15 protein-coding genes and 1 pseudogene are annotated in these 20,550 nt (G+C 69.4%); 1 reads left to right on the forward strand and 15 read right to left on the reverse strand.

Annotation, left to right across the window (positions count from 1 at the left end; all coding sequences use genetic code 11):
• Positions 1 to 222 (reverse strand): annotated as a pseudogene (locus G5C60_RS51305) (TraR/DksA family transcriptional regulator); the annotation flags it as partial.
• A gap of 613 nt (positions 223 to 835) precedes the next feature.
• Between G5C60_RS51305 and ileS the strand changes: the two are divergent.
• Positions 836 to 4,021 (forward strand): isoleucine--tRNA ligase, encoded by a 3,186-nt coding sequence (ileS, locus tag G5C60_RS38510; protein ID WP_165266681.1) that lies wholly within the window; start codon positions 836 to 838, stop codon positions 4,019 to 4,021.
• Positions 4,022 to 4,199: 178 nt separating this feature from the next.
• Here the strand turns inward: ileS and G5C60_RS38515 are convergent, their stop codons facing one another.
• The 14 genes from G5C60_RS38515 to G5C60_RS38580 form a co-directional block, all read right to left on the reverse strand.
• Positions 4,200 to 5,420, reverse strand: coding sequence for a DivIVA domain-containing protein (locus tag G5C60_RS38515; protein ID WP_165266683.1), 1,221 nt, complete (start codon positions 5,418 to 5,420; stop codon positions 4,200 to 4,202).
• A gap of 55 nt (positions 5,421 to 5,475) precedes the next feature.
• Positions 5,476 to 5,760: a YggT family protein gene (locus tag G5C60_RS38520; RefSeq protein ID WP_030596379.1), complete on the reverse strand. Its 285-nt coding sequence runs from the start codon at positions 5,758 to 5,760 to the stop codon at positions 5,476 to 5,478.
• 59 nt (positions 5,761 to 5,819) lie between these two features.
• On the reverse strand, positions 5,820 to 6,461 hold the full coding sequence (locus G5C60_RS38525; RefSeq protein ID WP_165266685.1) for a cell division protein SepF: 642 nt from the start codon (positions 6,459 to 6,461) through the stop codon (positions 5,820 to 5,822).
• A 129-nt stretch (positions 6,462 to 6,590) separates the two neighbouring features.
• Positions 6,591 to 7,310 carry a YggS family pyridoxal phosphate-dependent enzyme gene (locus G5C60_RS38530; RefSeq protein ID WP_165266687.1) on the reverse strand — a complete coding sequence of 240 codons (720 nt, stop codon included), beginning with the start codon at positions 7,308 to 7,310 and terminating at the stop codon, positions 6,591 to 6,593.
• Positions 7,311 to 7,316: 6 nt separating this feature from the next.
• Positions 7,317 to 8,051: a peptidoglycan editing factor PgeF gene (gene pgeF, locus G5C60_RS38535; protein WP_165266707.1), complete on the reverse strand. Its 735-nt coding sequence runs from the start codon at positions 8,049 to 8,051 to the stop codon at positions 7,317 to 7,319.
• Positions 8,051 to 9,244, reverse strand: a complete 1,194-nt coding sequence (gene ftsZ, locus G5C60_RS38540) for a cell division protein FtsZ (protein ID WP_165266689.1) — start codon at positions 9,242 to 9,244, stop codon at positions 8,051 to 8,053. Before ftsZ ends, pgeF begins: the two co-directional genes overlap by 1 nt.
• Positions 9,245 to 9,521: 277 nt before the next feature.
• Positions 9,522 to 10,337 (reverse strand): FtsQ-type POTRA domain-containing protein, encoded by an 816-nt coding sequence (locus tag G5C60_RS38545; protein ID WP_165266691.1) that lies wholly within the window; start codon positions 10,335 to 10,337, stop codon positions 9,522 to 9,524.
• 23 nt (positions 10,338 to 10,360) lie between these two features.
• Complete coding sequence (murG, locus tag G5C60_RS38550) at positions 10,361 to 11,449, reverse strand: undecaprenyldiphospho-muramoylpentapeptide beta-N-acetylglucosaminyltransferase (protein ID WP_165266693.1); 1,089 nt, start codon at positions 11,447 to 11,449, stop codon at positions 10,361 to 10,363.
• Between the two features lie 6 nt (positions 11,450 to 11,455).
• Positions 11,456 to 12,811 carry a putative lipid II flippase FtsW gene (gene ftsW / locus G5C60_RS38555; protein ID WP_165266695.1) on the reverse strand — a complete coding sequence of 452 codons (1,356 nt, stop codon included), beginning with the start codon at positions 12,809 to 12,811 and terminating at the stop codon, positions 11,456 to 11,458.
• 98 nt (positions 12,812 to 12,909) lie between these two features.
• Positions 12,910 to 14,337 carry a UDP-N-acetylmuramoyl-L-alanine--D-glutamate ligase gene (murD, locus tag G5C60_RS38560; protein ID WP_165266697.1) on the reverse strand — a complete coding sequence of 476 codons (1,428 nt, stop codon included), beginning with the start codon at positions 14,335 to 14,337 and terminating at the stop codon, positions 12,910 to 12,912.
• A complete protein-coding gene (mraY, locus tag G5C60_RS38565) occupies positions 14,319 to 15,392 on the reverse strand; it encodes a phospho-N-acetylmuramoyl-pentapeptide-transferase (RefSeq protein ID WP_165266699.1) in 1,074 nt (357 codons plus the stop codon). Before mraY ends, murD begins: the two co-directional genes overlap by 19 nt.
• Entirely contained in the window at positions 15,389 to 16,807 is a 1,419-nt protein-coding gene (locus G5C60_RS38570) for a UDP-N-acetylmuramoyl-tripeptide--D-alanyl-D-alanine ligase (RefSeq protein WP_165266701.1), read from the reverse strand. Before G5C60_RS38570 ends, mraY begins: the two co-directional genes overlap by 4 nt.
• A gap of 4 nt (positions 16,808 to 16,811) precedes the next feature.
• Positions 16,812 to 18,329, reverse strand: coding sequence for a UDP-N-acetylmuramoyl-L-alanyl-D-glutamate--2,6-diaminopimelate ligase (locus G5C60_RS38575; protein ID WP_165266703.1), 1,518 nt, complete (start codon positions 18,327 to 18,329; stop codon positions 16,812 to 16,814).
• A gap of 204 nt (positions 18,330 to 18,533) precedes the next feature.
• A complete protein-coding gene (locus G5C60_RS38580; protein WP_165266705.1) occupies positions 18,534 to 20,492 on the reverse strand; it encodes a peptidoglycan D,D-transpeptidase FtsI family protein in 1,959 nt (652 codons plus the stop codon).
• Positions 20,493 to 20,550: the final 58 nt, after the last annotated feature.

Consider the following 20,550-nt stretch of genomic DNA (forward strand, 5'->3'; position numbering starts at 1 on the left):
CCCAGCAACCCCTGCAGCCCCACCGGCCCGGGCGCCGGCACGAACCCCGCCGCTGGAACCACCCCGGACCGTCTTCACCGTCTTCACCGGCTTCGCCGTCTTCACGGCACCCCGCGTGCTCTTCTTGCCGCTCACATCCTTGGCCGTCGCCCCGGCACCGCCTGCCGTCCCCGTGGATCTGCCGGACGCCGACTGCGGTACGGCCGTCTTCTTCGCCACCATGGCCACGGCCCTTTCACATATTGTGATCTTGCGCGCGAATCGTGCTGGGACGATAAATCGACTTCCGGCCCGCGGCAACGGGGCACGCTGCCCGATTCACCCACCTCTCAGGCGCCACGCGGCGAGCCTGCAAGCGTTGTGCCCAGCTCCCCGCCAGGTAATCCGCCGAGCCGGACGTCCAAGGACGCGAACGCCGGCGCCTGGCCATTCGGGTCAGTCCGTACGGCTCCCCCACGCCCCGTCGACCCATGCCCAAGGGTCCCGGAAAACCGGTCGGCCGCTGTCTGTCCGGCGCCGTACACTGGGCGGAGCGAAAAGCGTGGATGGGGACGAGTAGCGACGTACGCAGCCATGAGCGACCCGGGGACGGTGCGAGCCCGGGGGCGAGCGCGACGCGAAGATCACCCCGGAGCCGCCGGAAGAAAGCCGCAGCATCCCAGCCGCGGTGAGTAGACCTGGCATCGCGACCCCAATGAGGGGGCTCACCGGAGCACACAGCGCTCCGGAGGGCCAAGGAGGGTGGTACCGCGGGAGCGCGCCGCATATGGCGTAGGGCAACACGACTCTCGTCCCTCCGACGGAAGGCAGAAAGTCCGCCGGAGGAAGCTCGCCGATGAAACCGACGCAGTACCGCCAGGTGCCCGCCCAGGTCGACCTGCCCGCCCTCGAGCACGCCGTGCTCGACTTCTGGCGCGAGCAGAAGATCTTCGCCAAGAGCCTGGAGCAGTCCGAGGGCCGTCCCGAGTGGGTGTTCTTCGAGGGCCCGCCCACGGCCAACGGCATGCCGGGCACGCACCACATCGAGGCCCGCGTCTTCAAGGACGTCTTCCCGCGCTTCCGCACCATGCGCGGCTACCACGTGGCCCGCAAGGCCGGCTGGGACTGCCACGGCCTGCCCGTGGAGCTGGCGGTCGAGAAGGAGCTCGGCTTCAACGGCAAGAAGGACATCGAGGCGTACGGCATCGCCGAGTTCAACGCCAAGTGCCGCGAGTCCGTGACCCGCCACACCGACGCCTTCGAAGAGCTCACGACCCGCATGGGGTACTGGACCGACCTCAGCGACCCGTACCGCACGATGGACCCGGAGTACGTCGAATCGGTCTGGTGGTCGCTCAAGGAGGTCTTCAACAAGGGCCTGCTGGTCCAGGACCACCGCGTCGCCCCCTGGTGTCCGCGCTGCGGCACGGGCCTGTCGGACCACGAGCTGGCGCAGGGCTACGAGACGGTCGTCGACCCCTCGGTGTACGTCCGTTTCCCGCTCACCTCCGGTCCGCTCGCGGGCGAGGCCGCCCTCCTGGTCTGGACGACGACCCCCTGGACCCTGGTCTCCAACACGGCCGTCGCCGCGCACCCCGAGGTGACCTACGTGGTGGCGACGAACGGCGAGGAGCAGCTCGTCGTCGCGCAGCCCCTCGTGGAGAAGGCCCTCGGCGAGGGCTGGGAGCCCACCGGCCAGACGTTCACCGGCGCCGAGATGGAGCGCTGGACGTATCAACGTCCGTTCGAGCTGGTTGAGTTCCCGAGCGTCAGCGAGGGAACCAATGGGCACAGCCCGGCAGAAGCCCACTACGTGGTAAACGCCGAATACGTCACGACCGAGGACGGTACGGGTCTGGTCCACCAGTCCCCCGCTTTCGGTGAGGACGACCTCAAGGTGTGCCGTGCGTACGGGCTGCCCGTCGTGAACCCGGTCCGCCCGGACGGCACGTTCGAGGAGGACGTCCCCCTCGTAGGCGGCGTCTTCTTCAAGAAGGCGGACGAAAAGCTGGTCGCGGACCTCCAGGAGCGCGGCCGGCTCTTCAAGCACATCCCGTACGAGCACAGCTACCCGCACTGCTGGCGCTGCCACACCGCGCTCCTCTACTACGCGCAGCCGTCCTGGTACATCCGGACGACAGCCATCAAGGACCGCCTCCTCCAGGAGAACGAGAAGACCAACTGGTACCCGGAGACGGTCAAGCACGGCCGCTACGGCGACTGGCTGAACAACAACATCGACTGGGCCCTGTCCCGCAACCGCTACTGGGGCACGCCGCTGCCCGTCTGGCGCTGCGAGGACGACCACCTCACCTGCGTCGGCTCCCGGGCCGAGCTGAGCGAACTGACCGGCACGGACCAGTCGGCCCTCGACCCGCACCGCCCGTTCATCGACGAGGTCACCTTCGCGTGCCCGCAGTGTGCGAAGACGGCCACGCGCGTACCGGAGGTCATCGACGCCTGGTACGACTCGGGTTCGATGCCGTTCGCGCAGTGGGGCTACCCGTACAAGAACAAGGAGCTGTTCGAGAAGCGCTACCCGGCGCAGTTCATCTGCGAGGCCATCGACCAGACCCGCGGCTGGTTCTACACGATGATGGCCGTCGGCACGCTGGTCTTCGACAAGTCCAGTTACGAGAACGTGGTCTGTCTGGGCCACATCCTCGCCGAGGACGGCCGCAAGATGTCCAAGCACCTGGGCAACATGCTCCCGCCGATCCCGCTGATGGACCAGCACGGCGCGGACGCGATCCGCTGGTTCATGGCGGCCGGCGGCTCCCCCTGGGCGGCCCGCCGGGTGGGCCACAACACCATCCAGGAAGTCGTCCGCAAGACGCTCCTGACGTACTGGAACACGGTCGCCTTCCAGGCCCTGTACGCCCGCACGTCGAACTGGACCCCCTCGGAGGCAGACCCGGCCCCGGCCGACCGCCCGGTCCTGGACCGCTGGCTGCTTTCCGAACTCCACGCGCTCACCGACCAGGTGACGCAGTCTCTGGAGGCGTACGACACCCAGCGCGCCGGCAAGTTCCTGTCGGCGTTCGTCGACGACCTGTCCAACTGGTACGTACGCCGCTCCCGTCGCCGCTTCTGGCAGGGCGACAAGGCGGCGCTGCGCACCCTGCACGAGGTCGTCGAGACGGTCACACGGCTGATGGCCCCGCTGACCCCGTTCATCACCGAGCGGGTCTGGCAGGACCTGGTGGTGCCGGTCGCTCCGGGCGCCCCCGAGTCCGTACACCTGTCGTCCTGGCCGGAGGCGGACCTGTCCGCCATCGACCCGGAGCTGTCGAAACAGATGGTGCTCGTGCGCCGTCTCGTGGAGCTGGGACGTGCCACGCGCGCGGAGTCGGGCGTCAAGACACGCCAGCCGCTGTCGCGCGCACTGGTCGCCGCCACCGGCTTCGAGACGCTCGACCGGGAACTGCACGCGCAGATCACGGAGGAGCTGAACGTCTCCTCGCTGGCCTCCCTGAGTGAGGTCGGCGGCTCGCTGGTCGACACGACGGCCAAGGCCAACTTCCGTGCGCTGGGCAAGCGGTTCGGCAAGCGCGTCCAGGACGTGGCCAAGGCCGTCGCGGGCGCGGACGCGGCCGCGTTGTCCCTGGCACTGCGCGAGGGCACGGCGTCCGTCGAGGTCGACGGCGAGACCGTCACCCTCGCCCCGGACGAGGTCATCATCACGGAGACCCCGCGCGAGGGCTGGTCCGTCGCCTCGGACTCCGGCGCGACGGTCGCCCTCGACCTGGAGATCACCGAGGAGCTGCGTCAGGCGGGCCTGGCCCGTGATGCGATCCGCCTGATCCAGGAGGCCCGCAAGAACAGCGGCCTCGACGTGGCCGACCGCATCGCCCTGCGCTGGACCTCCACGGACCCGAAGGTCGCCGCGGCCCTGTCCGAGCACTCCGGCCTCATCGCCGATGAGGTCCTCGCCACGACCTTCTTGAATGAGCACAGCGCCCAGGGTGAGGCCGATGACACATACGGCGCCGCGTTCACGGACGAGGCACTGTCGCTGACGTTCCGCCTCCGCAAGGCGTAGGCCCCAGCCGACCGAAGCCGAAGGCCCGGTCCCGCCGAACTTCTCCGGTGGGCCCGGGCCTTCGGCGTTGCGTACCCACGCACAGACTCTCGCTGGGGTAACACAAAAGGGCGAGGCCCCCGGAAATCCGGGGGCCTCGCCCTGAACGCTGCCGACGCCTAAGGCGTATTAGAGGCCGTCAGTTGTCGTCCTCGTCGATGAGGAACCCACGCATCGGCGAGGGCGCCTGCTGCATCGGCGACGGGCCCTGCGGCCGCACCGGTGCCATCGGCTGGGTCATGGCCGGCGACATCTGCTGCTGGCCGCCATAGGACGGAGCAGCGGGGGCCGGGCCACCGCCCATCGACTGGTTGCCGCCATAGGACGGCGCGCTCGCACCGGCCGGAGCCATGGACGGCGACGGGGACGAGGGCAGCGACGCCGTCGCCGGCGTACGCGGCGGAGCCAGCGAGTCGTCCGCCTGGGTCTCCAGCTGACGCAGCTGGGACTCGAGGTAGGACTTCAGCCGCGTGCGGTACTCGCGCTCGAAGCCGCGCAGGTCCTCGACCTTGCGCTCCAGCGTGGCGCGAGCGGACTCCAGGGAGCCCATCGCCACGCGGTGCTTCTCCTGCGCGTCCCGCTCCAGCGCGTCGGCCTTGGCACGGGCGTCCCGCTCCAGACCCTCGGCGCGGCTGCGGGCCTCACCGACGATCTTGTTGGCCTCGGAACGGGCCTCGGCGATCGCCTGGTCGGCGGTCTGCTGGGCCAGCGAGAGCACGCGGGCGGCGCTGTCGCCACCGGGGCCCTGACCGGGCTGCCCCATCTGCGGGCCATGACCGCCCATCGGGCCACCCATGGGACCGCCCATCGGGCCACCCATCTGCTGCGGCAGCTGCCCCTGCATCTGGCCGGGACCCTGACCCATCGGGCCCTGGCCCATCTGACCGGGACCCTGACCCATCTGGCCGGGGCCCTGCGGACCGCCCTGTCCGCTGGGGCCCGCGGGCAGCTGCGGTGCACCGCTCGGCAGCGCGGGCGGACCCCCCATGGGGCCACCCATCTGCTGCTGCGGCGGGCCCGATATGCCGGCGGGTACGGGACCACCCGGACCGCGCATGCCGTCCTGACCACCCGGACCGCGCATGCCGTCCGGACCGCCAGGACCGCGCATGCCCTGCGGCGGTCCCTGCTGCTGATCTTGCTGTTCGGGCGGTTTGCGCATGCCCTGCTGCTGGTTCTGCGCGGCGGCGCGCGTGGCGGCGGCCAGCTTGGCGCGCAGGTCCTCGTTCTCGCGGAGCAGGCGGGTCAGTTCGGCTTCGACCTCATCGAGGAAGGCATCGACCTCGTCCTCGTCATAGCCTTCTCGGAGGCGGACGGTCGTGAACTGCTTGTTCCGCACGTCCTCGGGGGTCAACGGCATCTCTTCACCTCAACGTAGTCGTCGGCATCGTCGGCGTTCGGCAAGACCGTATCGTTCACAGCCGGCTCACAACGGAGATCAGGATGTAGACGATGATCATCAGTACGAAGAAGGACAGGTCGAGCGCCACGCCCCCGAGACGCAGCGGCGGGATGAACCGCCGCAGAAGCTTGAGCGGTGGATCCGTGACAGTGTAGGTGGCCTCAAGAACGACCACCATCGCCTTGCCGGGTTGCCATGAGCGGGCGAACTGGAAGACGTAGTCCATGACGAGCCGGAAGATCAGCACGATGAGGAAACACATCAGCGCGATGTAGATGACATCCAAGACCACGCTCATGATCCGCGCTTCCCTCTCCCCTGTTGCCGTGCTCTGTCCGGTCCGTCTGGTCCTGCGTCTCAGCTCTGGTTGAAGAACCCGCCCTCTGCGATGCGGGCCTTGTCCTCCGCCGTGACATCGACGTTAGCAGGCGACAACAGGAACACCTTCTGCGTCACCCGCTCGATACTCCCATGAAGACCAAACACCAAACCGGCCGCAAAGTCGACAAGTCGCTTCGCATCGGTGTCATCCATCTCGGTCAAGTTCATGATCACCGGGGTGCCTTCGCGGAAGTGTTCCCCGATGGTACGGGCCTCGTTGTAGGTCCGAGGGTGCAGTGTGGTGATCCGGTACGGCTCTCGTTCCGACACGACCTTGGGCATGATCACCGGTGCGTTCTTCTCCAGGCTTTGACGTTCTTGTGTGATGGACGCCACGGGGGCGATTCGTGCCGGACGCCCGGATTCCGCCGATAGCGAAGCGGAATGTGACACGGGATCACGCTGCACCGGGGGCTGCACCACTCGTACCGATTCGTCCCGTTGGGACTGATGCGGCTGGTGCGACTGATGCGACGGCTCGTGCCGCCGGCGGTCCCGCTCGGGCTCCGGGTCAAGCTCGGGCTCGAAGTCGTCGTCGGGGTCGAAACCCCTGCCGTCGTACCCATCGTCCTCCACGAGGCCGAGGTAGACCGCCATCTTGCGCATCGCGCCGGCCATTGCTCTGAGTCCTCCGCTCTGTGGTGGATCGGCTGACTATTGCCAAGTGCCCGCGATCCACGAGGTCGTTATGCCCGCTTTCGGCGGTAATGACCATATTTTCTGCTGTGGTCCGACTTCTTGGCGACGTTACCCGAGCCTGGGACGGACTCCGAGTACCGCGGTGCCGACGCGTACATGTGTCGCTCCCGCCGCCACGGCCTGTTCGAGGTCCGAACTCATCCCTGCCGAGACCATGTTCGCAGCCGGATGAGTACGGCGCAGGTCAGTCGACAAATCCATCAGCCGCTCGAACGCCGCCTGTTCACGTCCCGCGTACGGTCCCGTGAGCGGAGCGACGGTCATCAGTCCGTCGAGTCGCAATCCCGGAGCTTTCGCGACAAGTTCGCCCAACTCCTCGACTCCGTCGGGACCCACGCCACCGCGCGCACCTCGGCCGCTCTCGTCCGCGTCGAGCGCGACCTGGATGAGACAGCCCACCTCGCGTCCGGTGCGTACGGCCTCCTTCGACAGGGCCGTGACGAGCCTGGCACGGTCGACGGACTGCACGACGCCCGCGTAACCGACCACGGAACGCACCTTGTTGGTCTGCAGCTGGCCGACGAAGTGCCAGGTGAGCGGTAGTCCCGCACACTCGGCGGCCTTGGGTGCGGCGTCCTGGTCCCGGTTCTCGGCGACGTGCCGTACACCGAGTTCCGACAGGATCCGTACATCGCTCGCGGGGTAGGTCTTGGTGACCACGATCAGGGTCACCTCTTCGCGCTTGCGACCCGCGGCCACGCAGGCCGCCGTGATGCGTTCTTCAACTTGCGCCAGATTTCTGGCGAGTTGTGCCCTGCGTTCCGTCATGACCGATCAGTCCAGCCACACATAGCCCGCGAGCCGTCCCGTGGTGCGGTCGCGGCGGTACGAGAAGTGGTCGCCCGATTCGAGCGTGCACACCGTCGACTGCTCCCGGTCGCGCACGCCGAGCCTCTCCAGCTGCGCGTGCACTCCGGCGGTCACGTCGACCGCCGGCGTGCCCCAGCTGGTCTCGGCGTACGCCGCGGGCTCGACGGCGGCGACCTCGGCACGCATCGCGTCGGGCACTTCGTAGCAGCGGCCGCAGACGGCGGGGCCGGTGCGGGCGACGATCCGGTCCGGCTCCGCGCCGAGTTCGGCCATGGCCGCGACGGCGGCGGGCACGACCCCGGCGATCATGCCGGGCCGCCCCGCGTGGGCGGCGGCCACGATCCCGGCACCCGGGTCGGCCAGGAGGACGGGCGTGCAGTCGGCGGTGAGCACGGCGAGGGCGAGGCCGCGGCGGGTGGTGACGACGGCGTCGACCTCCGGCACGGGACGGTCTCCCCACGGTTCGTCGATCACTGCCACGTCGGGCCCGTGCACCTGGTTCATCCAGACCACCCGGTCCGCCTCGAGTCCCAGGGACTTGGCGGCCAGTTCGCGATTGGTGCGTACGGCGTCGAGGTCGTCGCCGACTGCTCCGCCGAGGTTGAGCTCCTCGTACGGAACGGCGCTCACCCCGCCCCACCGGTCGGTGAAGGCGAAGTGCGCGCCGCCTGCTGTGCTCGTGTCGAAGCGGTGAGCTATCACTTGAGGAAGTCCGGCACGTCCAGCTCTTCGGCCGCGCTGTCGGAGTAGGTCCGGGACGGCGGGACCGGCGGGGCCACCGGAAGTTCGTTCACCGGCTCGGGTGCGGGCTCCGGGGTGTCCTCGCGCGGCGTGACGCTGCCGAGCGACCCGAAGGACGGGCGGCTCTCGGAGGACCGTACCGGCGTGGGCTCCTCGCGCTTGGCGGAGGACGAGCCGAGGACGTTGTCCCGCTTGGACGGGGGCTGCCCGCCGTCGAAGCCGGCCGCGATCACGGTGACCCGGACCTCGTCACCGAGGGCGTCGTCGATGACGGCGCCGAAGATGATGTTGGCCTCGGGGTGCGCGGCCTCGCTCACCAGCTGGGCTGCCTCGTTGATCTCGAACAGACCGAGGTCGGAGCCGCCGGAGATGGAGAGCAGGACGCCCCGGGCGCCGTCGATGGAGGCTTCCAGGAGCGGCGAGGAGATCGCCATCTCGGCGGCGGCCACCGCGCGGTCGTCGCCGCGGGCCGAGCCGATGCCCATGAGTGCCGAACCCGCCTCGGACATCACGGACTTGACGTCGGCGAAGTCGAGGTTGATGAGGCCAGGGGTGGTGATGAGGTCGGTGATGCCCTGGACACCGGAGAGCAGGACCTGGTCGGCCGACTTGAAGGCGTCGAGGACGGAGACCTGGCGGTCCGAGATGGACAGCAGCCGGTCGTTCGGGATGACGATGAGGGTGTCGACCTCTTCGCGGAGTTCGGCGATGCCGTCCTCGGCCTGGTTGGCGCGGCGCCGGCCCTCGAAGGTGAACGGGCGCGTGACCACGCCGATGGTGAGGGCGCCGAGGGAACGGGCGATGTTGGCCACGACGGGGGCGCCGCCGGTGCCGGTGCCGCCGCCTTCACCGGCCGTCACGAAGACCATGTCGGCCCCCTTGAGGACCTCCTCGATCTCCTCGCGGTGGTCCTCGGCGGCCTTGCGGCCGACGGCCGGGTTGGCTCCGGCGCCGAGTCCGCGGGTGAGTTCACGGCCGACGTCGAGCTTGACGTCGGCGTCGCTCATCAACAGAGCTTGCGCGTCGGTGTTGATGGCGATGAACTCGACGCCCTTGAGACCGACCTCGATCATCCGGTTGATGGCATTGACACCACCGCCGCCGACACCGATGACTTTGATGACTGCGAGGTAGTTCTGCGGTGCTGCCACGTCGAAGGCCTCTCGCCTCGAGTTACGTGTCGTCGGCTCGCGGTGGCCCGCGCTCCGACGACTGATGCCGAATGGGACGGTCCGAACGCCGACCCGAACCCTAACGCTGAAGTTTAGGGTTACCAGTGTGTCTGTTCCTTGGACTCTTCCGAACAGGACACTAAGTCGACAAGTGGCGCACGTTCAACGAACACGCCGAACCTCCCGTTTTTCTTTTCACCCTATGTGATCAGCCGTAGCGCTGCCCAACCAGGGTGCTGGCCTGCGCGTATGTGCGTCAACTCCCTGATGACGCAGGGGCGGTGGGAACGCTGACGTCGAAGTGCCGCGCCTCGGGAGCCGCTTTGATGAGAGCGGTCAGCGTTCTCGCCTTCGCGCGGCCCTTCTCGGCACTGCCCCACGCGACGGTCCGGTTTCCGCTCAACTCCAGCGAGATGGAGTCGTACGAACGGACCTTGACGATACGGGTGTCGCGCGCGACGGCGGCCGGAAGTGAACCCGCGACGCGCACCGCCTCGCGCACGAGGCGGTCCGTCCCGAAGCGTCGCAGGCTCGCGGACCGCGAGCCTGCGGCCGAGGACTGAGACACCGTCAATTCCAGAGCGGGTACGCCCTTCGGGGCGCGCGAAACCGTGGCGAATCGCACTCCTTTGGCGTCCACTTCGACAAAGTTTCCACCTTTTTTCACCACCAGAACCGGAGTGCGTTCGTTCACTTTCAGCCCGATTTCATGAGGCCAGGAACGGACGACATCAACCGAGTCAATTCGGGGCAATTTCTGGCGCAGTCTTGCCTCAATCGCATCGATGTCGATGGAAATCAACGGCGATCCGAGCGGAACATCGGCCGCCTCGCGCACCTGCTCGTCCGTCAGAACGCGCATCCCCGAGGCCGATACGCGCTCCACGCGCACCCATTGCGAGCCGTAGAGCACCCAGACCCCGCCCACGGCGAACAGCACGACGCAGACGAGCAGAATGACGATCGTACGAGGACGGGGCAGCCTCTTGAGGCGAGGTGGCCGGGGCGGGCCGGGCTGAAGTCGCCGGCGTTCGCCGCGCGCGTCACGTTCGGCGGTCGTCGGTCCGGCCACGGTCCCCTGCCTTCTGTCACGCGCTAACGGCGTGACGCGATCGCCTCGTACACCATCCCGACGAGCAGTTCGTCGGCGTCCCGGCGGCCGAACTCCGCGGCGGCGCGGGACATCTCGAACAGCCGGTGCGGATCCGCCAGCACGGGCAGGACGTTGGCCTGGACCCACTGGGGCGTAAGTTCCGCGTCGTCGACGAGGAGTCCGCCACCGGCCTTGACCACCGGCTGGGCGTTCAGCCGCTGTTCGCCGTTGCCGATCGGCAGCGGGACGTACGCGGCGGGAAGCCCGACGGCGGAGAGTTCGGCGACGGTCATCGCGCCCGCCCGGCAGAGCATCATGTCGGCCGCGGCGTACGCGAGGTCCATCCGGTCCACGTACGGTACCGGGATGTACGGGGGCATCCCCGGCATCTGCTGGACGTGCGGCAGTTCGTTCTTGGGGCCGACCGCGTGCAGGACCTGGATGCCGGCCTGCTGGAGATACGGGGCGACCTGCTGGACCACCTCGTTGAGGCGGCGGGCGCCCTGCGAGCCGCCGGAGACGAGCAGGGTCGGCAGGGCGGGGTCGAGCCCGAAGGCGGCGCGGGCCTCGGGGCGCACGGCGGCCCGGTCGAGGGTCGAGATGGAGCGGCGCAGCGGGATGCCGATGTAGCGGGCACCGCGGAGCTTGCTGTCCGGAGTCGACACGGCGACCTGGGCGGCGTACCGCGAACCGATCTTGTTGGCCAGTCCTGGCCGGGCGTTTGCCTCGTGGATGACGATCGGGACGCCGAGGCGCTTGGCCGCGAGGTAGCCGGGCAGGGCGACATAGCCGCCGAAACCGACGACGGCGTCGGCCTTGGTGCGCTCCAGGATCTGCTCGGCCGCCTTGATCGTGCCGCGCAGCCGTCCGGGGACGGTGATCAGCTCGGGGGTGGGCTTGCGTGGCAGCGGGACGGCGGGGATCAACGCGAGTTCATAGCCGCGCTCGGGTACGAGCCGGGTCTCGAGCCCGCGCTCCGTGCCCAGGGCCGTGATGCCCACGGTCGGGTCCTGCCTGCGCAGGGCGTCCGCGAGGGCGAGCGCGGGCTCGATGTGGCCGGCGGTCCCCCCACCGGCGAGTACGACATGCACCGAAATTCACCGCTCTCCGGACGAGCGCGCCGCCGAGGCGCGCCGTCGCATCGTGTTCCAGCTCCGAGGTCTCCGAGAGTTTCCGGAACCTCCAGCCCGCTTTCTACCAAAGCGTGGTTGTCGCATCGCAAGCGCCGCCCGCGCAGCGGGATCCTCCCGCGCGAAGGCGATCAGGAGCCCGATGGCGAACATGGTCGGCAGCAAAGCGGAACCCCCGTAGGAGAACAGCGGGAGCGGGACTCCGGCGATCGGCAGCAGGCCGAGCACCGCACCGATGTTGATCACGGCCTGGGCCGTGATCCAGGTGGTCACGCCTCCCGCGGCGTACCTCACGAAGGGGTCCTCCGTGCGTCCGGCCACGCGGATACCCGCATAGCCTAGAGCCGCGAAGAGGGCGAGTACCGACAGTGTGCCCGCCAGGCCCAGTTCCTCACCGGTGACTGCGAAGATGAAGTCGGTGTGCGCCTCGGGGAGTTGGCCCCATTTCTCCACACTCGCACCGAGTCCGGAACCGAAAATGCCGCCGGAGGCGAGGGCGTAGATTCCGTGTACGGCCTGCCAGCAGGTGTCGTTCGGGCCGGGCTCGGTGGCGCCGATGCAGGCCAGCCGCGCCATGCGGTTCGGGCTGCTCTTGATCAGGATCAGTCCGATCGTCGCGGCGACCGCCAGCACGCCTCCGAAGAGCCGCGTCGGCGCTCCGGCCAGCCACAGCAGCCCGAACAGGATCGCGGTGAGGATGATCGCCGTGCCCATGTCCCCGCCGATCATGATCAGCCCGAGGAGCATGAAGGCCACCGGCACGAGCGGCACCAGCATGTGCTTCCACTGGGTCAGCAGCCGCTTGTCCTGTTTGCGGGCGAGCAGGTCGGCGCCCCACAGCACGAGCGCGAGCTTGCCGAACTCGCTGGGCTGGAGCTGGAACGGGCCGCCGACGGAGATCCAGTTCTGGTTGCCGTTCACCGCCACCCCTATCCCCGGGATCTGCACCAGGACCATCAGGAAGATCGAGCCCAGGAGCATCGGATACGCCAGCGCCCGGTGCAGCTTGGACGGCATCCGCGAGGCGAGCAGCAGCAGGATGGTGCCCAGCACGGCCGCCAGGAACTGCTTCCGGAAGAAGTACGTCCCCGGCAGCGACAGCTGAAGCGCCGTGATCTGCGACGCCGAGTACACCATCACGATCCCGAGCACGGTGATCAGCAGGCTGCTGCCGAGGATGAGGTAGTACGCGGTCAGCGGCCGGTCCCAGGCGCGGCGCGCACGCGTGTAGAGGCGTTGTACGGGGTTGTCGGCCGGGGGCCGGGAGGCGGCGGGCCTTCCGGCCCGCTGGACGGGGGGCCGGCCGGTGCGGTTACTGGACATCGGCACCGCCCCGCCGACCACGAAACCCCCACCACGACGGCGTCACGCGTCCCTCCCAGAGGTACCGGGGCGCCTCCCGGCGCGGCACAGCGGCCGAGTCAGGCGCTCGCGGCGCCGAGTTCACGGACGGCCTCCGCGAACATGTCGCCGCGCTGGTTGTAGTTGGTGAACATGTCCATGGAGGCACAGGCGGGGGCCATGAGCACCGTGTCTCCCGCGCGGGCGAGCCGCGTCGCCTCCTGGACAGCCTCGAGCATCGCCCCAGTGTCGGTCCGGTCGAGGTCGACGACCGGTACTTCGGGCGCGTGTCGCGCTAGTGCTTCCCGGATCAGGGCCCGGTCGGCACCGAACAGGACGGCACCCCGAAGTCGCTTTGCCGACTTGGCGACCAGCTCGTCGAAGGTCGCCCCCTTGGCGAGCCCGCCCGCGATCCACACGATCGACTCGTACGCCGCCAAAGAGGCTTCCGCGGCATGCGTGTTGGTGGCCTTGGAGTCGTCGATGTAGGCGACCCCGGCGACGTCGGCGATGTGCTGGATGCGGTGCGCGTCCGGACGGAAGGCCCGCAGCCCGTCGCGTACGGCCGAGGCGGGCACCCCGAAGGCGCGCGCGAGGGCCGCCGCCGCAAGGGCGTTGGCGATGTTGTGCGGGGCGGGCGGCTGGACATCGGTGACCTCCGCGAGCTCCTGGGCCTGCTTGTGCCGGTCCTCGACGAAGGCGCGGTCGACCAGAAGGCCCTCCACGACGCCGAGTTGGGACGGCCCTGGCGTGCCGAGCGTGAAGCCGATCGCCCGGCAGCCCTCCTCCACGTCCGCCGCGCGCACCAGGTCCTCGGTGGCCTTGTCCGCGGCGTTGTAGACGCAGGCGACCCGATTGCCCTCGTAGATACGGCCCTTGTCGGCGGTGTACGCCTCCATGGAGCCGTGCCAGTCGAGGTGGTCGGGCGCGATGTTGAGCACGACGGCGGAGTGGGCGCGCAGGGAGGGTGCCCAGTGCAGCTGGTAGCTGGAGAGTTCGACGGCGAGGACGTCATACGTCTCCTCGCCGAGCACCGTGTCAAGGAGCGAGACGCCGATATTGCCGACGGCGGCCGTACGCAGCCCTGCCGCCGCCAGGATGGAGGCGAGCATCTGGACGGTCGTCGTCTTGCCGTTGGTACCGGTGACCGCGAGCCAGGGTGCGGCATCGGGGCCGCGCAGCCGCCAGGCGAGTTCGACGTCGCCCCAGACCGGGACACCCGCCTCGGCGGCCGCGGTGAACAGCGGCTTGTCCGGCTTCCAGCCGGGTGTGGTGACGATGAGCTCAGTGCCCTCTGGCAGGGTGGCGCCGTCACCGAGGCGCACGGAGACGCCCAGCGCCTCCAGGTCCGCGGCCTGCGCCCGGGAGCGCTCGTCGTCGCCGTCGTTGACGACCGTGACGACCGCGCCGAGGCCGTGCAGCACTCGGGCCGCCGGGATGCCGGAGACGCCGAGGCCGGCGACGGTGACGTGCTTTCCCTGCCAGTCGGTCACTTGTCGGCTGCCCATCCTGCGTAGAAGAGACCGAGACCCACGATCACGCACATGCCCTGGATGATCCAGAAGCGGACCACGACAAGGACTTCGGACCACCCCTTGAGTTCGAAGTGGTGCTGGAGCGGGGCCATGCGGAAGACGCGCTTCCCGGTCAGGCGGAAGGAGCCGACCTGGATGACGACCGACATGGTGATCAGAACGAAGAGACCGCCGAGCAGCGCGAGCAGCAGCTCGGTGCGGGAGCAGATGGCGAGACCGGCGAGGGCGCCGCCGAGCGCCAGCGAACCGGTGTCGCCCATGAAGATCTTGGCGGGTGAGGTGTTCCACCACAGGAAGCCGAAACAGGCGCCCATGAGGGCGGCGGCGACGACGGCGAGGTCGAGTGGATCTCGTACTTCGAAGCAGGCGTCCGGGTTGGTGAGGGCCTGCGCGTTGGCGCAGGACTCCTGGAACTGCCAGACACCGATGAAGGTGTACGCCCCGAAGACCATCACGGAGGCGCCGGTGGCGAGGCCGTCCAGGCCGTCCGTCAGGTTCACGCCGTTCGACATCGCGAGGATCATGAACAGCGCCCAGACCACGAACAGCACCGGGCCGATGGTCCAGCCGAAGTCCTGGACGAAGGAGATCTTGGTGGAGGCCGGGGTGTTGTTGCGGTTGTCCGCGAACTGGAGTGAGAGCACCGCGAAGGAGATGCCGACAATCAGCTGACCGGCCATCTTCGCCTTGGCCCGCAGACCGAGCGACCTCCGCTTGACGATCTTGATGTAGTCGTCGAGGAAGCCGACCAGGCCCATGCCCGCCATCAGGCCGAGCACCAGCACTCCGGAGAACGTCGGCGGCTTGCCGGTGATCACCTTGCTGAGGAAGTACGCCAGGAGCGTGGCCAGGATGAAAGCGATGCCGCCCATGGTCGGCGTACCGCGCTTGGCGTGGTGCTCGCGCGGGCCGTCGTCGCGGATGTACTGGCCGTAGCCCTTGCGGGCAAGCAGCTTGATCAGCAAGGGAGTGCCCACGAGAGTCAGGAAGAGGCCGATGACTCCCGCGAACAGGATCTGGTTCATCATCGGGCGGCGACCTCACCCTCGGAACCCTCGAGCAGCGCCTGGGCCACCCACTCGAGCCCCACCGATCTGGACGCCTTCACGAGCACGACGTCCCCCGGGCGCAACTCGCTGCGCAACAGGTCGACAGCCGCCTGTGCGTCGGACACGTGCACCGACTCCTCACCCCACGAACCCTCGTTATATGCGCCCAGTTGGAGCCAGGACGCTTCCCTGCCCCCGACCGCGACGAGCTTGCTGACGTTGAGCCGGACGGCAAGCCGTCCGACCGCGTCGTGCTCGGCGAGCGCCTCGTCCCCGAGCTCGGCCATCTTGCCGAGCACCGCCCAGGTCCGGCCCCCCCTTGCCCGTGCGGCTTCACCCATGGCTGCCAGCGCCCGGAGGGCGGCCCGCATGGACTCGGGGTTCGCGTTGTAGGCGTCGTTGACGACCGTCACGCCGTCCGGGCGCTCGGTGACCTCCATCCGCCAGCGGGAGAGGGAGCCCGCCTCGGAGAGCGCGACGGCGATCTCGTCTGCGGACATGCCCAACTCATGGGCGACGGCGGCCGCGGCGAGCGCGTTCGACACGTGGTGCTCACCGTACAGGCGCATGGTCACGTCGCTGCACCCGGAGGGTGTGCGGAGCCTGAACGCGGGCCGGCCGCTCTCCGTGAGCCGCACGTTCTCGGCCCGTACGTCCGCTTCGCCGGACTCCCCGAAGAGGATCACGCGTGCCTTCGTACGGGACGCCATGGCGCGTACGAGGGGATCGTCGGCGTTGAGGATCGCGGCGCCGTCCTCCGGAAGACCCTCCACCAATTCGCCCTTGGCCTGGGCGATTTGTTCCCGTCCGCCGAACTCGCCGATGTGGGCGGTGCCGACGTTCAGGACGAGGCCGATCTTCGGGGGCGTCAGGTCCGTGAGGTAGCGGATGTGGCCGATACCGCGGGCGCCCATCTCCAGCACGAGGAACTTCGTCTCCTCGGTGGCGCTGAGCGCGGTGAGCGGCAGCCCGATCTCGTTGTTGAGCGAGCCCGGCGTGAAGACCGTCGGCGCCTTGCGCTGAAGCACCTGCGCGATCAGGTCCTTGGTGCTGGTCTTGCCCGCGGAGCCGGTGAGGGCCACGAGGGTCGCACCGAGCCGCTGGACGACGTGGCGCGCGAGGGCCCCGATGGCCGCCTGGACGTCGTCCACGACGATCGCGGGCACGCCGACGGACCGGGACGCCAGGACGGCGGCGGCGCCCGCCTCGACGACCTGCGCGGCGAAGTCGTGACCGTCCACGCGCTCGCCCACGAAGGCGACGAAGAGGCTGCCTGGCTCCACCTCACGGGAGTCCCTGACGACGGGTCCGGTGACCTGGACCGACGTATCCGGTATGTCGTACGTCTGCCCGCCGACGACTGAGGCGATCTCGGCGAGAGAGAGGGCGATCACAAGTTCATCCCTGGGTCTTCTGGATAGCTTCGCGAAGCACCTGGCGGTCGTCGAAGGGACGGACCACCCCGGCGATGTCCTGGCCCTGCTCATGGCCCTTGCCGGCGACCAGCACGGTGTCGCCGGGCTCGGCCCGGGCGACGGCCGCGGCGATCGCCGCGGCCCGGTCCTCGAAGACCGCGACCTCGCCACGCTCGTGCGCCGGCACGTCGGCGGCGCCCGCGAGCATGGTGGCGAGGATCGCGAGGGGGTCCTCGGAGCGGGGGTTGTCCGACGTCAGTACGGCTGTGTCGGCGAGGCGGGCGGCGGCGGCGCCCATCGGCATCCGCTTGGACTTGTCGCGGTCACCGCCACAGCCGAGCACGATGTGGATCTTGCCCTCGGTGACCTTGCGCAGGGCACGCAGGACCGACTCCACGGCGTCCGTCTTGTGCGCGTAGTCGACGACCGCGAGGTACGGCTGACCGGCGTCCACGCGCTCCAGACGGCCCGGCACGCCCGGTACGGCGGCGATGCCGTCGGCCGTGGTCTGCGGGTCGAGCCCGGCGGCGGCGAGGGCGACGATCGCGGCGAGCGTGTTGGCGACGTTGAAGGGGCCCGCGAGCGGCGACTTGGCGGTGATCCGCTCCCCCTTGGGGCCGATCGCGACGAACGCCGAGTCCAGCGGACCCACCTCGACTTCCTCGGCGCGCCAGTCGGCGTCAGGGTGCCCCTCGGCGGAAAACGTCACCACGGGGACGGTGGCTTCCTTGGCGAGCCTCCGCCCGTACTCGTCATCGAAGTTGACCACGCCGAACTTGCTGCGTTTCGGCGTGAACAGCTGCGCCTTGGCCCGGAAGTAGTCCTCCATGTCGGAGTGGAACTCCATGTGCTCCGGGCTCAGGTTCGTGAAGACCGCGATGTCGAAGACACAGCCGTCGACCCGGCCGAGGACGAGCGCATGGCTGGAGACCTCCATGGCGACCGCGTCCACGCCGCGCTCGCGCATCACCGCGAACAGCGCCTGGAGGTCCGTGGCCTCGGGAGTGGTCCGTTCCGACTTGATGCGCTCGTCGCCGATGCGCGTCTCGACCGTGCCGATGAGCCCGGTGCTGCGGACCGTCCTCAGGCCGCCCTCGATGAGGTACGCCGTCGTGGTCTTGCCCGACGTGCCGGTGATGCCGATCTGGAGGAGATCGCGGCCTGGCCGGCCGTAGATCGTGGCCGCCAGCTCGCCCATCCGTCCACGCGGATCGTCGACGACGAGGACCGGCAGGCCGGTCGCGCCGGCGCGCTCGGCGCCGGTCGGGTCCGTGAGCACCGCCACCGCGCCCAGGCCCGCGGCCTGGGTCACGAAGTCGGCGCCATGCAGCCGGGCGCCGGGCAGGGCGGCGTAGAGGTCACCCGGGCGCACGGCCCGGGAGTCGTGGGTGATGCCCGTGACCTCGGCCGCAGCGGGGGCGGTGACACCCAGCTGATCGGCGAGGTCCGCCAGGTCCGTGGCGGAGACCTGAACCGGTCGCGGCGGCCCCGGAAATGTCACAGGAACGCCCTTCTGGGTGGTTTGGGACTGATCGGCGTGTGGCACGGCGGTGAGCGTACCGGGCGCACCCCTGGCTGAGCGAAGCGAGGGGCGGGGCTCAGGGTCGTCCCCGGGGTCGGAGGTGGTCGTTGTCACGAGTCGGTTCCTGCTCGATGTTCCGGGTGATCGTCGGGGTTCCGGGTGATCGGACGTGTCCGATGCTGATCAGGGCGTGAAGGTGACCGGCAGTCTCGCGGCCTTCGCCCCGGTCGGCGGCACCTGGAGGGTCTTGAGTGCGAACTCCAGGACCTCCTTGTAGACGGGCCCGCAGATCTGGCCGCCGTAGTAGCTGCCCTGGGTGGCGTTCTGGATCGCGCAGTAGACGGTCACCCGGGGGTTGTCGGCGGGGGCGAATCCCGCGAACGAAGACGTGTAACCGCGGTAGCGGCCGGTGGCCGGATCCACACGGTTGGCGGTGCCCGTCTTCCCCGCGACGCGGTAGCCGGGGATGCGGGCCTTGGTGCCGGTGCCCTCCTCGTCGTCCACGACGGACTCCAGCATCTGTGCCAGGGTCTTCGCCGTCTTCTCGCTCACGACCCTTGTCTTCTTGGGCTTCGGGGCCGGTGTGAAGCGGCCGTCGGCTCCCTTGGTGCCTCGTACGAGGGTCGGCTCGACGCGTACGCCGCCGTTCGCGATGGTCGAGTAGACGGAGGCCGCCTGCATCGCGTTGATCGACACGCCTTGGCCGAAAGGAATCGTGTACTGCTGCGAGGTCGACCACTTCTCGGCGGGCGCGAGGAGGCCCGCGGTCTCGCCGGGGAAGCCGAGCCCGGTGGGGCTGCCGATGCCGAACTTGCGCAGATACGAGTAGAGGACCCGGTTTGCCTCCTTCTGCGTCTTGCCGAGCTGGCCGGTCGCCAGGATGGTGCCGATGTTGCTGGACTTGGCGAGGACGCCGTTCAGCGTCAGATACCAGGTCGGGTGGTCGATGTCGTCCCTGAAGAGCCGGTCGCCGCGGTGCAGCCGGTTGGGCACGACCACATGCGTCCCGGGCGTGGCGACGTCCTCCTCGAGGACGGCCGCCATCGACATGACCTTGGCGGTGGAGCCGGGCTCGTACGCGTCCTGAAGGGCCGCGTTGCCGAGCGCCGCCGAACGGGCCTGTGAGAGGTCGTTCGGGTCGAAGCCGGGCGAGTTGGCCATCGCGAGGATCTCGCCGGTCCTGTTGTCCTGCACCAGCACGTAGCCGCGGTCCGCCTTGGACTCCTTCACCTGCTCGGTGATGGCGTTCTGCGCGGCCCACTGGATGTCGCGGTCGATGGTCAGCTCGACCTCGGAACCGGCCACGGCGGGCGTCTCGGTGCTGCCCGCGGTCGGGACCTGGTGGCCGCCTGCCTGGGCGTAGCGGATCTTGCCGTCCTTGCCGGACAGTTCCTTGTTCAGCTGCTGCTCGATGCCGCCGCCGCCCTTGCCGTCGGCGTTGACCCAGCCCAGTATCCCGGCGCCGAGGTCGCCGTTCGGATAGACCCGCTTGCTGCTGGGCTCCTGGAAGACGCCCGCCAGCACGTTCGCGGCCGTCTTGTCCTTCTCGGCCTTGTCGGTGAGCGTCTTCTTCAGGTCGTTGATCTGCGTCCAGACCTGGGGGGTCTGGCGACGGGCGAGCAGGACGTACTGGGTGCCCTTGGTCCGGAGCTTCCCGGCGAGCTCGGCGGGTTCCTTGCCGAGGATCGGGCCGAGCAGCGCGGCGGCCTGCTCGGGGGCGTCGGAGATCTTCGTCGCCTTCCGCGTGAACATCGTGGGGTCGGCCGTGATGTCGTTCGCGTCCACGCTGGCCGCCAGCTCGACGCCGTTGCGATCGGTGATCCCGCCGCGCTCGGCGGTCAGCGTGCGGCTGAGGTACCGGTTCTGTTCGGCCTTGGCCGAGTACACGCTCGCGTCGACCGCCTGCACCTGGAGCAGCCGCACCACGAAGGCGATCATCACGAGGGTCAGGCCGAGGCTGACCAGGCGGAGCCGGGGGCGGGGGCTGCCGAGCCGGATGCTGCGCGACCCCGGTGCACGCCCCGCGCGGGGCGGAGCCGGGCGACGAGCGGGGCGGGCGCCGGGTCCCGGGCGCCGGCTGCCGGGGCGTACGGGCCTGGCGGGCGACGGCACCCGACGACGCGGGGGTTCCTTGTCGGACATTTCCGTCACCTGCCGGGGGTCGTAGAGGGCCGGGTGGGTTTCGTGGACGGGGTGGGGG

It is taken from the genome of Streptomyces scabichelini (genome assembly GCF_011045015.1).
Lineage (GTDB): Bacteria > Actinomycetota > Actinomycetes > Streptomycetales > Streptomycetaceae > Streptomyces > Streptomyces scabichelini.

Bases quoted from the DNA above. Each gene is read 5' to 3' on its own strand.
- ileS (WP_165266681.1), top strand. From the start codon at position 836: ATGAAACCGACGCAGTACCGCCAGGTGCCCGCCCAGGTCGACCTGCCC.
- G5C60_RS38515 (WP_165266683.1), bottom strand. From the start codon at position 5,420: ATGCCGTTGACCCCCGAGGACGTGCGGAACAAGCAGTTCACGACCGTC.
- G5C60_RS38520 (WP_030596379.1), bottom strand. From the start codon at position 5,760: ATGAGCGTGGTCTTGGATGTCATCTACATCGCGCTGATGTGTTTCCTC.
- G5C60_RS38525 (WP_165266685.1), bottom strand. From the start codon at position 6,461: ATGGCCGGCGCGATGCGCAAGATGGCGGTCTACCTCGGCCTCGTGGAG.
- G5C60_RS38530 (WP_165266687.1), bottom strand. From the start codon at position 7,310: ATGACGGAACGCAGGGCACAACTCGCCAGAAATCTGGCGCAAGTTGAA.
- ftsW (WP_165266695.1), bottom strand. From the start codon at position 12,811: ATGTCCAGTAACCGCACCGGCCGGCCCCCCGTCCAGCGGGCCGGAAGG.
- murD (WP_165266697.1), bottom strand. From the start codon at position 14,337: ATGGGCAGCCGACAAGTGACCGACTGGCAGGGAAAGCACGTCACCGTC.
- mraY (WP_165266699.1), bottom strand. From the start codon at position 15,392: ATGATGAACCAGATCCTGTTCGCGGGAGTCATCGGCCTCTTCCTGACT.
- G5C60_RS38580 (WP_165266705.1), bottom strand. From the start codon at position 20,492: ATGTCCGACAAGGAACCCCCGCGTCGTCGGGTGCCGTCGCCCGCCAGG.